Annotated in this window: 11 protein-coding genes; 8 read left to right on the top strand and 3 right to left on the bottom strand. The window is 38.6% G+C overall.

Annotated features, from left to right (window positions below; translation table 11 throughout):
• Positions 1–190: 190 nt before the first annotated feature.
• Together B4N43_RS06895 and B4N43_RS06890 are read left to right on the top strand one after the other, a co-directional pair.
• Positions 191–733, top strand: a complete 543-nt coding sequence (locus B4N43_RS06895; RefSeq protein WP_088161008.1) for a hypothetical protein — start codon at positions 191–193, stop codon at positions 731–733.
• Positions 734–1,002: 269 nt separating this feature from the next.
• On the top strand, positions 1,003–1,929 hold the full coding sequence (locus B4N43_RS06890) for a polysaccharide deacetylase family protein (RefSeq protein ID WP_088161009.1): 927 nt from the start codon (positions 1,003–1,005) through the stop codon (positions 1,927–1,929).
• An 84-nt stretch (positions 1,930–2,013) separates the two neighbouring features.
• Here B4N43_RS06890 and B4N43_RS06885 read toward each other — a convergent pair whose 3' ends face one another.
• Complete coding sequence (locus tag B4N43_RS06885; RefSeq protein ID WP_088161010.1) at positions 2,014–2,595, bottom strand: PhnA domain-containing protein; 582 nt, start codon at positions 2,593–2,595, stop codon at positions 2,014–2,016.
• Between the two features lie 280 nt (positions 2,596–2,875).
• Here B4N43_RS06885 and B4N43_RS06880 point away from each other — a divergent pair, with 280 nt between their 5' ends.
• The gene (locus B4N43_RS06880; RefSeq protein WP_201664920.1) at positions 2,876–3,745 is read left to right on the top strand and encodes a KPN_02809 family neutral zinc metallopeptidase; all 870 of its coding nucleotides are present in this window, start codon (positions 2,876–2,878) and stop codon (positions 3,743–3,745) included.
• 127 nt (positions 3,746–3,872) lie between these two features.
• Here B4N43_RS06880 and B4N43_RS06875 read toward each other — a convergent pair whose 3' ends face one another.
• Entirely contained in the window at positions 3,873–4,853 is a 981-nt protein-coding gene (locus tag B4N43_RS06875) for an acyl transferase (protein ID WP_286733722.1), read from the bottom strand.
• Between the two features lie 166 nt (positions 4,854–5,019).
• Positions 5,020–5,763: a 3-oxoacyl-[acyl-carrier-protein] reductase gene (gene fabG, locus B4N43_RS06870; protein ID WP_075991942.1), complete on the bottom strand. Its 744-nt coding sequence runs from the start codon at positions 5,761–5,763 to the stop codon at positions 5,020–5,022.
• Between the two features lie 512 nt (positions 5,764–6,275).
• On the opposite strand from fabG, the gene B4N43_RS06865 reads away from it, so the two are divergent.
• From B4N43_RS06865 to B4N43_RS06845, 5 genes are all read left to right on the top strand, one after another.
• Positions 6,276–7,775, top strand: coding sequence for a malate:quinone oxidoreductase (locus B4N43_RS06865; RefSeq protein WP_075991943.1), 1,500 nt, complete (start codon positions 6,276–6,278; stop codon positions 7,773–7,775).
• Positions 7,776–7,989: 214 nt separating this feature from the next.
• Entirely contained in the window at positions 7,990–8,607 is a 618-nt protein-coding gene (gene pnuC, locus B4N43_RS06860) for a nicotinamide riboside transporter PnuC (RefSeq protein ID WP_286733718.1), read from the top strand.
• Positions 8,594–9,673, top strand: a complete 1,080-nt coding sequence (locus tag B4N43_RS06855) for an acyl-CoA dehydrogenase (protein WP_286733716.1) — start codon at positions 8,594–8,596, stop codon at positions 9,671–9,673. Before pnuC ends, B4N43_RS06855 begins: the two co-directional genes overlap by 14 nt.
• Before the next feature lie 456 nt (positions 9,674–10,129).
• Entirely contained in the window at positions 10,130–14,470 is a 4,341-nt protein-coding gene (locus tag B4N43_RS06850; protein ID WP_286733714.1) for a hybrid sensor histidine kinase/response regulator transcription factor, read from the top strand.
• 156 nt (positions 14,471–14,626) lie between these two features.
• Positions 14,627–15,772 (top strand): pectinesterase family protein, encoded by a 1,146-nt coding sequence (locus B4N43_RS06845; RefSeq protein ID WP_286733713.1) that lies wholly within the window; start codon positions 14,627–14,629, stop codon positions 15,770–15,772.
• Positions 15,773–15,790 lie beyond the last annotated feature (18 nt).

The raw sequence follows: 15,790 nt of genomic DNA, 5'->3' as shown, positions 1-15,790 counted from the left end.
TATGATCTGAACAACTGATCCTACTAAAAAGTTTGCGGTTTTATTGCTAACTACAATCATATTTAACCTGTTTAAAATGAGATTCTTATTGCTTCGTTAACAAAAATTAACATTTGAACATTAATCTTTTGCACACTGTTTGTTGTCGTATTGTAAAGAAGAAATTACAAACTAGAGGGAGGAGCTACTTATGAAAAAATTGTTTTACGCGGCGGCGATTATTGCAGGCCTTTTTACAGCGGGAGCTGCACAAGCGCAAGTCAGTATCAGTGTCAATATTGGGAGTCAGCCTAGCTGGGGCCCAGCAGGTTATGATTATGCTCGCTATTATTATATTCCAGAATACAATATGTATTACGATGTACCCGCGAGATGTTACGTTTATTATGATAATGGCGGCTGGATAAGAAGAGCAAGTTTACCGAGGAGATACAGACATTACGATTTTTATCGGGCTCATAAAGTGGTTATTAACGATCGCACACCATGGCATCACCACGATCGGTATAGAAGCCGTTATGGCGGTTACCGTGGAAGACAAGTATCCATCCGTGACAACCACCACGGTGGTAGTGGGTATTCATTTGCCAGCGAACGTAGTGTAAGGCGCGAACATTCATGGGGAGAAAGCCGTCGATACGATAGCCGAAATGGGCATGGACGAGGCAATAGCCATGGGCATGGAAACGGACATGGGCGTGGTAACGGTCACGGAGGAAGACATAGAGATTAATCGAGTAATTGAATAACATGATAAAAAAGGAATCTATATACATATAGGTTCCTTTTTTTTGGCCAGAAATAACAGGCTGTTTGCATTCGTAGCTCCGGGTTTTTCGGAATCATGAAGCTTTTAGTGTACATGCACAATAAATTAAATAACATAACAGCTTGATTAATGAAAAATATATTAATTTTGCGCTACACGGGACTGAGATCCGCTTATTTTAGGTGATTTTGAGTTTGTGGGAAATAATTGTAATGTGTAAGTTAATTTTTGTAATGAGAAAACTGGTTAATTCGGGTGTTGTATGGGTAGGGTTAAGTATATCTATTTTTGGATTTTACTCCTGCAATCAAAGTGGGACAAATAAGGTGCAAAATGTGGGAGCTGTTGACTCTATGCCGCCAAAAAAGGATAGTTTGCTTGCTGTGCAAGATTCGATAAGTAAAGTGGATTCGCTGCGCAAAGACACCATTACAAAAATGGAAGAAAATGTGGACTACAAAGGGACTAAAGATACGACCGTATTGTTGACTGATACTGTTTCTCCACGTTATATTTATCTCACTTTTGACGATGGTCCACTGAATGGAAGCCAGCACCTTGATTCCATTGCGACAGCGAAAGGCATCAAAATTAATGCTTTTCTGATTGGCAATCATGATAAAATGAGTAAAAAATTACACAGTTTTACAGAACGTTACAAGAATAATCCTTTAGTGGATTGTTACAACCACAGTTACTGGCATGCGCACAATAAATACAGTACTTTCTATTCGAATCCGCAGACGGCTTTTGAAGATTTTGAACTTGCTGAGCAATCGCTGGGATTAACACATAAAATAGTTCGGTTGCCGGGACGAAATATCTGGTATATCGGAGACCGTAAAAAGGTTGATTTGAAAAGTGGGGCTTCGACTGCCGAGTTACTACACCAGAATGGTTACAAAGTAATTGGTTGGGACTGTGAGTGGAAAATAAATGGTGTTACAGGGAAACCGGACCTATCGGTGAATCAGTTGTATACCCAAATGAAGAATTTACTCCGTAAAGGTACCTCTTATACGAAAAACAATGTTGTGCTATTGACACATGACAATATGTATCAAACGAAAAAAGGACAGCGGTTGTTATCGGATTTGATCGATAGTCTCAAACAACATTCAAACTATCGTTTTGAATTTGTGCGGAATTATCCGCAATAGTGACTGCTATCTCTCTAAATAATTAAGGCTTAAACAGGAATGAACCCCAGTTTAAGCCTTAATTATTTAGTCGAAAAGTCTATTTTAATTTTGTTTACGGAGATATTTGGTCAATATAACGATTGTTTGACCTTCAATCTTTCCTTCAATTTGTTCGATATTGTCTGCTACTAGTCGAATATTCTTAACCACGGTGCCTAAAGTCGCTTTTAAGGAGGAACCTTTCACGTCAAGCGTTTTTGTCAGCACAACAGTATCGCCCTCCAACAGTCGTTGCCCGATGCTATCTTCATGAAAAGAAACATAGCCATCATTTTCATGATCTCCAGTTTTCTTAGCTTCCAATAGTGTTTCATCGTCGAGATAGAGGATATCCAGTGCTTCCGACGCCCAGCCTTCATTTTTTAATCGGTTTAACATACGCCAGCATACAATTTGCACCGATGGGTTTTCGGCCCACATTGCATTTGGAAGGAATTTCCAGTCGTCTGGATTTAATTGTTCTGTTTTGTTGAGCTGATTGACCAATGTTTCTGAAATCAGTAAAGTATTGTCCAAATTTGATGTTATTTCCGGAGGTAATGTGTAGGCAATTAAAGTGGCATCTTCGCCTGTCAGCTCACATTTTCCGCCAGCTCTCGCTTGTAATTGTTCTTCTAATTTCATGTCAGTTTTTTTGAAAGCCCAAACTTAGCCAAATTTGCTTTGATGTACAATGACGAATATCACGACGTAGGGAAATAATTCCTGTTTTTACTCTTATAAAGCATTGTTTTTGCTTATGGCTTTCATTTGTTTGCTGGTAAATTTATTTATATGATGCGGGCTATGAGGTAAAGTGGAGTAAATTTTTTCTTCAAATAAATTTACTCCATGTAGAACATTGGTACCGAATTTGTGTTTAACCAACATTAGAAAAGATTATTAACTGTAATATAGGAATACTATGAAATGGCAAGGAGGCAAGCAAAGTGGTAATTTTGAGGACCGTCGTGGGATGTCGGGGGGAGGAAAAATTGCTTTAGGAGGAATTGGTGGAATTATTGTTTTGGTCATTGGATTTTTGATGGGTGGAGATCCGATGCAACTCTTACAGCAAGCCCAAAATATGGGGGCGCAAACTGAACAGTCAGGACAGCCGCGTGAGTTAAATCCTGAGGAAAAAAGACTAACTGAATTTTCATTAACTGTACTTCAGAGTACCGAGGATGTTTGGGCAAAGCTTTTTAAAGAGCAGATGCAGAAAAATTATACCCCTACAACACTCGTATTTTACGATGGGGGAACACAAACGGATGGTTGTGGTATGGGGCAGGCTTCTTACGGACCTTTTTATTGTCCGGGTGATCAAAAGATTTACCTGGATCTAAGCTTTAGTAGAGAACTTTCGGATAAATTCGGTGCAAAAGGAGAGTTCGCCATGGCGTATGTAATTGCGCATGAAGTCGGACATCATATCCAACAATTGGTGGGATTATTGCCGAAGACCAATCAAGCCCGTGGGAAACTGAGCGAGCGTGAAAATAACAGGATCTCCGTTATGACCGAGCTTCAAGCGGATTTTTATGCTGGTGTATGGGCGCATTACATCAATGAATTAACCGATATAAAAATTGATTATAATGATATAATGGACGGGATGAAAGCTGCAGCTGCTGTTGGTGATGATAAATTACAGACTGAAGCACAGGGCTATGCTGTTCCTGAATCATTTACGCATGGTACATCCGCCCAGCGTATGGAATGGTTTAAAAAAGGATATGATTCGGGGGATATGCGATCGGGCAACACCTTTGAAGACCCTAGTCTGAAATAAGGATCGCAATTCGAATAAAAAACACCTGGCCGTGCATCATGACCAGGTGTTTTTTATTGTGGTATAGGCAATTTGCCTTGAGGGAACCAAGCCGTTTGGCAAATGCCGCGCTGGTCATATCAGATCATTACTGAACCAAGAGATTACAACCACGAATATCACTTTGGTCAAAACGTCCCAATATTTCAAAAGAGCCGTCCTCATATACTTTACCTAAATCTTGTGTGGCTATAAATGAACAGGAGTAGCGATTGGCGAGGTCGATTACATTGATCCCGCCAGTTTTATTCAAAGGAATCAGGCTTAAAGGATCATTGGTATCTCGGATCAAGATTTTCATCCATTTGGGAAGATAGAATATTCCCTGACCTGAAGAGTAGCCTTGTGAGAGTAATTCTGTCATGCCATATTCAGAATGAATACCACGCACAGAAAAGGCTTCTTCGAGGAGTTTATGGATTTCCTGTTTCACCATTTCCTTACGCTTACCTTTCATTCCGCCGGTTTCCATAATGATCAGTTCAGGAAATTCAAAGGCATATTGTTCAATGAAGTCGAGTAGGGCATACGTTACGCCAAAGAGGATGGTCTTTGTGCCTTTATTTTTGAGTTTAATAAGTGTATCGAAAAGCTCTTGGTGGTTATAGAGGAAATAATTGCTTTCCGGTTGCTCACTTTGCTTCATGAGATCATCAATCATATAGATCAGCGACGAACCACTTCGCTCTAGGTAGGATGGGAGCAATGCAAGGACGGCGATGTTGCCGAGCGGACCATAAAAACTTTCGAAAATCTTCCGAAAAGTTCGCTCATATATGCTCCGGTCAGCGACCAGATGTTTTGAGGTGACCATACCTGTTGTACCCGAACTCGAGAATACGATTTCAGCCTCCATCCCTTCAGCAATAACCTGTTGGGTCTTAAAAAATTCGATGGGCATGAAAGGAATATCGGTATAGTGCTGAATCAGGTCTTTTTCTCGCCCAAGGAGCCTGATATAGTCACGATAAATTTTGCAATGCTGGCTTTGGAATTGGTAGGTATCTAAACAATGCTGATTAAAATCATCCTCGGTTTTAATGTCAAAAAAATCCTTCCAGTTCGTCATAGCATTTAAAAATTTGATGGACAAAATTAACTAAAATTTGGAAAAGAAAACCGTTAATTGTGGCGTGCATAGGTGTTTCGTAGAAATAGATCAGGATAGGCCGTGAAATATAACTAGAGAACAGGCTTAGGTCAAGTTTTCTTAACTCAACCTAAGCCTGTTTATTTTATAACATACCACCATCAACAGGAAGAACCTGTCCGGTTACGTATGCTGATAAATCAGATGCTAAATAAAGACATGCATTGGCAACGTCTTCTGGTTCACCAGCACGTTTCAATGGAATTCCGGCTTCCCATCCAGCCACAACTTTAGGATCCAGTACATCAGTCATTTCGGTACGTATAAAACCTGGAGCAACTACGTTTGCACGGATATTACGAGAGCCTAATTCTTTAGCGATAGATTTTGTGAACCCGATAATACCAGCTTTTGATGCGGCATAATTTGCCTGACCGGCATTTCCTTGAACTCCAACAACTGAAGACATATTGATAAATGAACCTTTACGGTTTTTCATCATAATTTTCGAAGCAGCTTTTGTAACGTTAAAGACAGATTTTAAGTTGACATTTAATACATCATCCCAATTCTCTTCGGTCATACGCATTAACAAGCCGTCTTTTGTGATACCAGCATTATTTACAACGATATCTAATCCTCCAAAATCGGCAACGATCGCGTTGATTAATTGTTCTGCTTCTTCGAATTTTGAAGCGTCAGAGCGATAACCAATCACTTTGGTGCCGAAAGCCTGAAGCTCCTGTTCTAGCGCCTGTCCTTTTTCGACAGAAGAAAGATATGTAAAAGCGACGTTAGCACCATGTTGTGCAAACACTTCTGCAATTTTCCTTCCGATTCCTTTTGATGCTCCTGTTACTAAAGCAATTTTTCCTTCAAGTATTTTCATCTGTATAAGTTATTTGTTCTTCAATTATTCACACTTAGGCATTTATGTCCATTTTCCACGCGCTGTCTTTCTCTTACAGCCCGTCTGTTACTGGAATTCAATACGAAACATGAACTCGTTTCCATTTGGTTTATCTTGGTTATGCCCCAGTGCTTGTGTTTTTTCGATGCCGTCGTATTAGCGAATAAATGATCTTGTTTTTTAGCTATTGTGTACACTATTGCCTTTCGATGTTCTGCAAAAATGTTAAAACTATATTATAACACAAAATCTTTCGATAAATAACGGTTTAAAATAGAAAAACATTGTGTGTTGACCTTGTGTTTATGTTGGAGTGGAAGCGTGTTTTCAGGAAACAATTTTAGAATTTTACGGTAAGCGATCGCTCACTTAGGATTATTTTAATAAATCAATGGTATTTTTGAATAAGTGGTTCTAAAAAGTACAGTTTTTTGACAAAAGACTTGGACGTTTACCAAAAACTATATTAAATTTGCATCAATCACAAAAACATGAGCAAAAAATCAAATAAAGAAGTTGACGTTGTTCTGATCGGCGCCGGTATTATGAGTGCTACTTTGGGTACTCTAATCAATGAATTAAGCCCAGACGTTAATATTGAAATTCTTGAGCGTTTGGATGTTGTGGCTGCTGAAAGTTCTGACGCTTGGAATAATGCTGGCACGGGTCACTCTGCCTTATGCGAGTTAAATTATACCCCCGAACAGAAAGATGGTTCTGTAAAGATTGATAAAGCAGTTAAAATTGCAGAGCAATTTGAAGTGTCTAAGCAATTTTGGTCCTACCTCGTTGATAAAGGCATTATTGCCCAACCTGAAAATTTTATCCGTAGTATTCCACACATGAGTGCGGTTTTTGGTGAAAAAGATGCTAAATTCCTAAAGACAAGATGGGAAACATTGACGACCCAAAACTTGTTCAAAGGGATGGAGTATACCGAAGATACGGCATTGTTGAAATCGTGGATTCCATTGATGATGGAAGGACGCGAGGCCGATGAAAAAATCGCTGCGACAAAAATGGATCTGGGCACTGATGTTAATTTTGGGTCGTTGACACGTGATTTGATCGCTAATCTTGAAAATAAAGAAAATATTTCGATCTCCTTAAACCATGAAGTAATCGACATCGAACGTGAAGACGATGGCCGTTGGGAAGTGGAGGTCAAAGATTTAAAGACAGGAACAAAGAGAGAAATAAAAGCAAAGTTTGTATTTATTGGGGCCGGTGGCCACTCGTTGTTGTTGTTGGAAAAATCTGGAATACCCGAAGCAAAAGGCTATGGCGGATTTCCTGTAGGGGGCCAATGGCTACGTTGTGTAAATGAAGAGATCATTAATACACATCATGCGAAAGTGTATGGAAAAGCTTCCGTTGGAGCTCCTCCAATGTCTGTACCGCACTTAGATACACGTTATATTGATGGCAAACAAGCGTTATTGTTTGGACCATATGCAGGTTTCTCAACTAAATTCTTAAAACAAGGGTCTTACTTCGATTTACCTGCTTCTATCAAATTGTCCAATATCCGCCCGATGTTATCAGCCGGACTTGACAACTTACCTTTGACGAAGTATCTTATTACTGAAGTCATGAAGTCACCAAAAGATAAACTAGAGTCTTTAAAACAATTTATGCCTACAGCTAAATTGGAGGATTGGGTTATCGAGAAAGCAGGACAACGTGTTCAGGTCATCAAGAAAGATGAGAAGAAAGGTGGAATTTTAGAATTTGGTACAGAGGTCGTTTCTAGTGCAGATGGTTCTATTGCTGCGCTATTAGGAGCTTCTCCTGGAGCTTCGACGTCAGTTGCTATCATGATCAGCCTGTTGAAGAGATGTTTCCCTGAACGTGCGAAATCAGATGAATACCGTAAAAAACTACGTGAAATGATTCCTTCACACGGGAAATCATTGAACGATGATGCGCAACTATGTAAAGAAACGCGTACGCGTACGCACAAAGCGTTGAAATTGATTGATATAGAATAATCAATTCGACAGAAAATATACTTATGGGGTGCTTGGAATGACCATGGTCATTCTCGGCTGAGATTATACCCAATAAAAGCGATTGTACCTCCTTGTACAATCGCTTTTATATACCTGATCCAGGTAATGCTGGCGTAGGGATTTAATTTCAATAAAAACGTCCGTTTTTCTCCCATAGGTTTATTATGAACTACACGAAATAATAAACAAGGCGATGACTTCTGAAACAATTTTCGAAGCTTTTATAAAACAGATTCAACAGGCCACCATCGCGGAATGGCTAGGGGTATCCTTTGGTGTTTTACAGGTTTGGTTTTCCCGGCAAAATAAATCGATCAATTACATTTTTGGGATTATTGGTATCTTAATTTCTGTTTACGTATTATTCCATGCGAAACTATATGCAGAAATATTACTACATCTCTATTATTTGATCATGAGCATCTATGGCTGGATCTATTGGAAATATAGTAGCGGTGTTGCTGCTCCCATAACGCATTGTGAGCCGAAAGAATGGTGGATAGTAGGGGGAATCTGCGCTCTCGGTTTTCTGTTGTTTTATTTCGGATTGGTCCATTTAACGGATTCTGATGTACCGCTTTGGGACTCTGCAGTTTCCTGCACAGCTTGGGCAGGGATGTGGTTATTGGCAAAACGGAAGATAGAAAATTGGATATTGTTGAATATCAGTAATCTGATGGCAATTCCTTTACTGATCCATAAAGGGTTATTTCTTTATTCGGGCTTGACCTTGTTTTTATTTGTTATGGCATTTAGTGGATATTTTAATTGGAGGAGAATAATAAGTGAAGAAAGATATGCAACTCAATAGCGAAGATATTGCTATTCTGAAAGATAATCAGGCTAAGGGAATCCATCAGAAAACATTGTCGGATGGACAGCTCGAACTGATTTTTCGTCGGAAATGGTTTAAGATTTGGGTTCCACCTGCATTGGGTGGATTGGGGTTAAGTCTACCTGAAGGGCTCAATTTATTGGCTGACCTGGCTTATTGGGATGGGGGATTAGCTTGGACAGTAACGTTATGCTCAGGAGCAAATCTCTTTGTCGGTTTTATTGATCCGGTTTTAGGAGATCAGATTTTCAAAACGGATCGGGTTTGTTTTGGCGGCAGTGGACAGGTATCAGGTACAGCTACACGTGAAGGTGAACATTATCGGCTCCGCGGTTTTTGGAGATATGCAACCGGAGCTCCTCATTTAACCCATTTTACCTTAAATGCTGCAATTCAGGAGGCAGGAAAACCCGTGTTGGACGAAAAAGGTGAACCACTGATAAAATCATTTTTTGTGGATCGTGACCATGTACTGGTGCATTACGACTGGGATACATTTGGATTGGAGGCTACGGCTTCGCATTCCTTTTCGCTGGAAGACATACTCGTTGATGGTAGGCAGTCTTTTGATATTGATGCGGCAAAAAGTACACGTAGCGAGCTGTTGTATCAATATCCCTTTATGCCTTTTGCGGAATTGACTTTACTGGCCAACTTTACGGGAATGTATAAGCGCTTTTTGGATTTAATAGAAAAACTATTTGTGTTAAAAAGCAATCAATCCAAATGGGAGAAGACTGAAAGTAAAGAAGCGTTTAGGGTACTCGATGACTTTCAGCAAGATTATGTTAATCGGAGGGAAGCAATAATGAATTTGGCCGTTCTTTCTTGGGTAAATCTTCATGATGGCAATGATAATGCAGCAATTTATGAACAGATAGGGATACAAAGTCGAGATTTTGTGGAATCTATCTTGACAAATACAATAAGACTCTATCCGCATACCGGAATCTCGGGGGCCGCCATTGATCATGAAATCAATATAATCTTCCGGAATATTTTTACGGCTTCGCAGCATAAGTTACTACAGAAGAGTTTATAACAAAAAAGACTATCCTAGGATAGTCTTTTTTGTTATAAAAGAACGTGTAGATCGCCAGACTTGGTTAGAAGTTTTGCTACCGTAAATAATTTCTTGTCTTGTTGCTTGAAATAACCAATTGTATGCATAAGAGAAGTTTGTGTTTGATTAAAAGTTTATTTGTAATATTATTGTTTAATTTTTTTTGTCAGGTGCTAATGGCACTGCAACGGCTTACACTTTTAAAATCAATTTTTCAGGAGCTTAAAAATAATTCAATCCATAAGAATAAGATAAATTGGTCCAATATGGATCTTATTACTATTAGGTTGCCATATATACTTAGATTGGGCAATATCTGCATATCATATTTTTGAGATCGTTTGCGTAGAAAATATAAAGTAATACGTGAATAAAAAGCTACTTTTAGGTAGTAACCAAATTTTCAAAAAGAGAGGGATAAATCTAATCTTCATTATGATAAAATTTAGTAGTTCGTGGATATTTTTATTAGCGGTAGTATTCGCTTATATACCCACCGTTCTAGGTCAGGAAAGTTTTAGATTGGATCATTTTGGCGGAGATAAAGGTCTTTCTCATGGTAATCTGACAGGACTATTGAAGGATAAGGATGGTTTTATCTGGATTAGCACATGGAACGGAATTAACCGGTACGATGGTCAGCATTTCAAAACCTATAATTCTACAGAATCCAAGAAGTATGATGTCGCAAGTCGTCGAGTTATTCAGATGATCGATGGTAATAAAAACGACATCTGGTTTCTTACTTATGATATGAAACTTTATCGTTTTGACAAGGCTACCGAAGAGTTTTGCTCGATATCGGAAAAGGTGGAAGCTACACAAAAAAAATCAGTACAGTTTAACAAAATTTTAGCAATTGATGCACAATCTATATGGGTAGGCAGCACAGACGATGGTTTATTTTGTATAGATACGAAAAGTGGAAATTCTGACTATTCAATCTTTAGCTCAGACAATAAAGCTGTAGATAATCATCTATCGTCAAATCAATTGACTTTCTTCCATAGGAATGTCGAAGGACAGGTATGGATTGGGACAAAAGATGGTCTTCATTTGCTTCAATTATCTTCAAAAAAAGGGAATAAGCCACATGTTATTCAATCTTTTGAATTGGCTTCAAATGGTATCTTTAAGATTGCTGAATCTTCTGATTTCATGTTTTTTTCTACCGAAAAAAACAACCTTTTGGTGTATAATAAACAAGGACAAAAATTGCAGAAGTTATCGGTAACAAAAGGACGAATCAATGAAATGCGTATGTCACGCGATCAAAAGCAGCTTTTCCTGTCGACCTCCTTGGGTGAACTTATTGCATTTGATGTCGTAAGGCATACAATACAGAAACTATATCAATTTCGAACTAGCCTTACTGGAATTTATGAAGATAGTAAGCGACGATTGTGGCTTGAACCAGAAGGAAATGGCGTGGTCCTGCTGAATTTGAACGATCTTAAAAGCAACTATTTTAGTTCTCCTTTCTTTAAAAAGAGTTCAACCGTGAGTTTTAAATGTTTTGAGGATGCATCGCAAAGAGTCTGGATCAGTATGCGAGGGGGCGGATTCGGTTTTTTTGATGAACAGAATGCCCAGCTCAGCTTTTCTTTCAAATCAATCAATGGTCAACAGATAGACTTTCCACGCTTTGTCCATGATATTCTATATGACCCTGCTGGTGTAATTTGGTTTGCCGTAGAGGGGGAGGGAATGGCACGGATAGTCTTTTACAATAAAGGGGTGTCATTCCAACCTTTTGGTAACGAAGAGGTGAAAGCAACGGACCCTGAAGTTCGTAGCCTTCTATTTGATCAGTTGGGAAGGTTTTGGGTTGGCAAAAAATTGGGACGCATATCAGTTTTTGATCAGGGGAAAATTTTGCCAATTTCTTTCAGTGGCGTGGATTCAGAAGCACTTTCGTCCGTCTATAGTCTATTGGAGGATCGTAAAGGAACAATGTGGATGGGTACTAAGAAGCATGGGCTGTTAAAGGCTGTACCACAAAATAAGGAGCGAACCTCATATAGACTTGAACAATTTAATACGATAAACAAAAAATTAATTAGCAACCAAGTTTATTCGTTATTGCAGGATAAACAGGGGGCTATTTGGATAGGAACTTATGGAGCGGGTTTACTTCGAGCTACTGAAATTAATGGAGTAACGAAATTTGAACAAATAGCATTGCATAAATCTGGTTTGCGGAAGGATGTATTTAACAGAGTTCGGCAATTAACTCTCGATGATAAGGGAATGGTTTGGGTAGCGACAACCCATGGTGTTCTAGTTGTTAATCCAATCAATAAAAAGGATAATTTTTATTTTGTGTATTATGATGGAGATCATATTGGCGATAATGATGTGCAATATCTGTACAAAGATCATTATGGAACCATGTGGATATGTACGTCAGGGGGGGGATTGACAAAATGCAGTGGCGATCCTTTTAATGCTCTTCGATTTGAACATTATACCGCCAACGAAGGACTTTTTAATGATTATGTTTTAAGTTGTATCTCAGATGAAGAACATAACCTTTGGTTAGTAACAGAAGGTGGATTGTCGAAGTTTGATCGTCAAAAAAAGAGGTTCGTAAATTTTAATGCAAGTGACGGTTTTGGTAATATGCGATTTTCAGAAAAGACGGTAGTACAGAGGAAGCAAGGAGTGATTTTTTTTGGTACAACAAAAGGAGTACTTTGTCTCGACACCAAAGCCTTTCAACAGAAATATAGCAAACCGAAGCTTCTATTGACTGGACTCTTGATTAATAATAAGGAATTTGTAATTAATACCCAAAAAAAAGGACAACAAGTCGGAGTACAATATACTGATCGGCTTATATTAAACCATAATCAAAATAACCTATCTTTTGATGTAACAGTTTCGGATCCGCGTTATATGCACCCTAATTTTCAATATCGTATAAGACAGATTGATACTAGCTGGCATCTTAATAACCAGATTACACGCATTACCTACACCAATTTAAATCCCGGCGATTACACCCTTGAGATAAGGGGGGAAGATGATCTTTATGAAGGAATCCCTTATAGAAAGGTTGAATTTATGATTAATCCACCATGGTGGAAGACACATATGGCATATATAGTCTACGGTTTTTTGATTCTCGGGATTTCCTATGCAGTTTTTAAAATATGTCTGCAAATGATACATTTAAAACAGAAAGTACTTCTCGAACAGCATCTTGGTGCACTTAAAATGGAGTTTTTGACTAATATTTCGCATGAATTGCGGACACCATTGACACTTATTATAAGCCCGGTCAAGAAATTGATACGTGAAGAGACCGATTCAAAAAAACAGGTATATATGGATATTATTCATCGGAATGCTGCGCGAATGGAGCTTTTTGTCAATCAATTGTTAGACTTGCGAAAGGTACAGGAAAGTAAGCATCAATTGCATCTTACGCAATTCGACATCGTGGTATTGATCTCTGACGTATTGTTCGCGTTTATTGCATCTGCCGAAGCAAAACAGGTGAATCTTAAATTTGTTACAGCTTTTAAAGAACTGATTGTTCAACTAGATCAGACGAAAATTGAGATCATCCTTTTCAACTTGTTGTCAAATGCACTCAATTATGCACCCGAAGGAAGTAGCGTGGAAATCCAGTTAAACCTGGAGCAAGAGAAAATGTATATCCATATCATTGATGAGGGACCTGGAGTTCCAAGTGCAACAATGCCTTATATTTTTGAATTATTTTACACAGAAAATAACCCTAAAGTGCATAAAAGAAAAGGTACGGGAGTAGGTTTAGCGCTTTCAAAAGAATTTACATTATTACACGACGGAAACATTTATGCAAAAAACAGGGAAACCCAAGGACTCCATGTTAGCGTTGAAATTCCAATTCACAATAATGCAAATGTACCGCAAAATGTTCAAGAATTCCGTAATTTTAATTCTTTTGACCTTCCTCCGTATTCCGATCCCAATAAGCATAGCATGGTATCTTTCGATACAGACAAAAATGAAACTTTATTGTTAGTTGAAGACAATGCGGATTTACGAATATTTTTAAAGGGGCAATTAGACGCTCATTATCACGTTGAAATAGCTACAAACGGTAAAGAAGGGTTGGAAAAGATTCACTCCATGATGCCTGATTTTATATTAAGCGATCTGATGATGCCAGTAATGGATGGCATTGAAATGTTAAAAGAAGTTCGGCGGGATGCGCGGGTTTGCCATATTCCTTTTGTGTTGTTGAGTGCTAAACACGCTGTTGAAACGCAAATTGAAGGATTGCATTATGGCGCTGATTATTATATCACAAAGCCATTCGAACCTGCTTTTCTATTAACAGCTATTCATAATTTACTTCAAAAAAGAAGATCCTATTTTAAACAGGTTACTGAGCGGAATGCTCCTGTAATTCAGGTATCAGAAGTTCAAATTGACGACAAGGATAAGAAATTCTTGGATACGGTAGTTGAGGTGGTGGAACAGCATATGAACCAATCTGACTTTAATATTGATTTGATTGCCGAACAGCTGAATTTGGCCCGCAATACCTTTTACAAAAAATTTAAGAGCCTGACAAATATAGCTCCAGTTGAATTCGTTCGGGAGTTGCGCCTGAAAAAGGCTAAATTATATTTTGATGCGGGGCTGGAAAACGTATCCGATGTAGCTTATCGCGTAGGATTTAATAATCCCAAATATTTCAGTACTAGTTTCAAGGAAATGTTCGGGATCTCTCCAAAAGAATATACTATGCGAAATAAAAATAAATCATTTTTATCATAATTTTTAAATATAAATCACTTATAATTAGTTTTTTATAAAAATTAAACCTTTTTTGTCAATTATTGAACCTTTAATTTGTTGTGCTCCATTAGCTTTGATTATTGCTGACGACAGTCTTGCAAACTTAATGTTAAACGAACCAATTATAGACTTCTAATGATTAGACAAATTCTTGTATCTATTCTATTGACCTATGTTCAATTTTGTAGTCCCTTTTTTTGCTGTGCCAGCATAATTAAAACGATAGCACTAGATGGAGGTCACAATGTGGTCGTGTCAGCCGATGGTACCGGTGATTATAAAACTATACAAAAGGCAATTGATAGTGCGCCAAAACATTGCGGTGAACCTTACCGTATTTATGTGAAAAATGGAGACTATAATGAAGTAATCACGGTACCCATAGAAAAAAGATTCATCCATTTAATTGGTCAAGATAAGCAGCAAACACGTGTTCATTTTAAGTTAAACGTACAGTCTTTACCTAAGCCGGATTCTAAATGGTATCAAACAGACACTGCAGCTTGGGAATTTTCCGTTCACAATCCCAAAGCAGCGGTTTATCGCTATCCCGGGGCAGTGGTGTCAATCTATGGGGATGATTTTTATGCCGAAAATATCAGTTTTATAAATGATTGGGGACTTGAACGGCAAAGCGGCCCACAGGCTTTGGCAATACGTATCCAAGCGGATAGGGTAGCATTTAGTGGTTGCATATTCCGATCTTTTCAAGATACCTGGATGACTAGTACACGCAAGCCCAATGATCGGCTATATGTATACAATTGCTGGATAGAAGGGGCTGTAGATTATTTTTATGGGGGCGGTAATGCATATGTTGAGCATTGCACCTTGTATAATGTTCGCAGCGGATCGGTGATTGTGGCTCCGAGCCATAAGGAGGAAACTAAATGGGGTTACGTGTTTAAATATTGTACAATCGATGGAAATACCGCTGCCGCAGATGGAAAAGTAAAATTAGGACGTCCATGGCACGATCAGCCTAAAGCTGTTTTTCTTTACACACGAATGAATATCCCGGTGGCCAAAGAAGGATGGACAGATATGGGGGGGATTCCCAAAATATTTGCCGATTACAAAAGTATAGATGTGTCAGGAAATGCGATAGGCACCGACAATCGTAAGACACGATTTAAAAACAGCAATAATGAGATGGGTGTGTCAAAAGCAATACTAACTGATGCGGAAGCTGCTAGTTATACTTATGATACGGTTATTGTGGGGAATGATCAATGGAATCCTCGCAAATTTATCTGCACTAAACCCCAAGTATGGAAGTGATTTCGCAGAAATCGAGCG

The organism is Sphingobacterium sp. UBA1897 (genome assembly GCF_002337775.1).
Lineage (GTDB): Bacteria > Bacteroidota > Bacteroidia > Sphingobacteriales > Sphingobacteriaceae > Sphingobacterium > Sphingobacterium siyangense.
The sequence above is the reverse complement of the archived record's forward strand: the minus strand, read 5'-3'. Positions and strand labels throughout refer to the sequence as shown.

Bases quoted from the DNA above. Each gene is read 5' to 3' on its own strand.
- pnuC (WP_286733718.1), top strand. From the start codon at position 7,990: ATGACTTCTGAAACAATTTTCGAAGCTTTTATAAAACAGATTCAACAG.
- B4N43_RS06895 (WP_088161008.1), top strand. From the start codon at position 191: ATGAAAAAATTGTTTTACGCGGCGGCGATTATTGCAGGCCTTTTTACA.
- B4N43_RS06890 (WP_088161009.1), top strand. From the start codon at position 1,003: ATGAGAAAACTGGTTAATTCGGGTGTTGTATGGGTAGGGTTAAGTATA.
- B4N43_RS06875 (WP_286733722.1), bottom strand. From the start codon at position 4,853: ATGACGAACTGGAAGGATTTTTTTGACATTAAAACCGAGGATGATTTT.
- B4N43_RS06865 (WP_075991943.1), top strand. From the start codon at position 6,276: ATGAGCAAAAAATCAAATAAAGAAGTTGACGTTGTTCTGATCGGCGCC.
- B4N43_RS06850 (WP_286733714.1), top strand. From the start codon at position 10,130: ATGATAAAATTTAGTAGTTCGTGGATATTTTTATTAGCGGTAGTATTC.
- B4N43_RS06845 (WP_286733713.1), top strand. From the start codon at position 14,627: ATGATTAGACAAATTCTTGTATCTATTCTATTGACCTATGTTCAATTT.
- fabG (WP_075991942.1), bottom strand. From the start codon at position 5,763: ATGAAAATACTTGAAGGAAAAATTGCTTTAGTAACAGGAGCATCAAAA.
- B4N43_RS06885 (WP_088161010.1), bottom strand. From the start codon at position 2,595: ATGAAATTAGAAGAACAATTACAAGCGAGAGCTGGCGGAAAATGTGAG.
- B4N43_RS06855 (WP_286733716.1), top strand. From the start codon at position 8,594: ATGCAACTCAATAGCGAAGATATTGCTATTCTGAAAGATAATCAGGCT.
- B4N43_RS06880 (WP_201664920.1), top strand. From the start codon at position 2,876: ATGAAATGGCAAGGAGGCAAGCAAAGTGGTAATTTTGAGGACCGTCGT.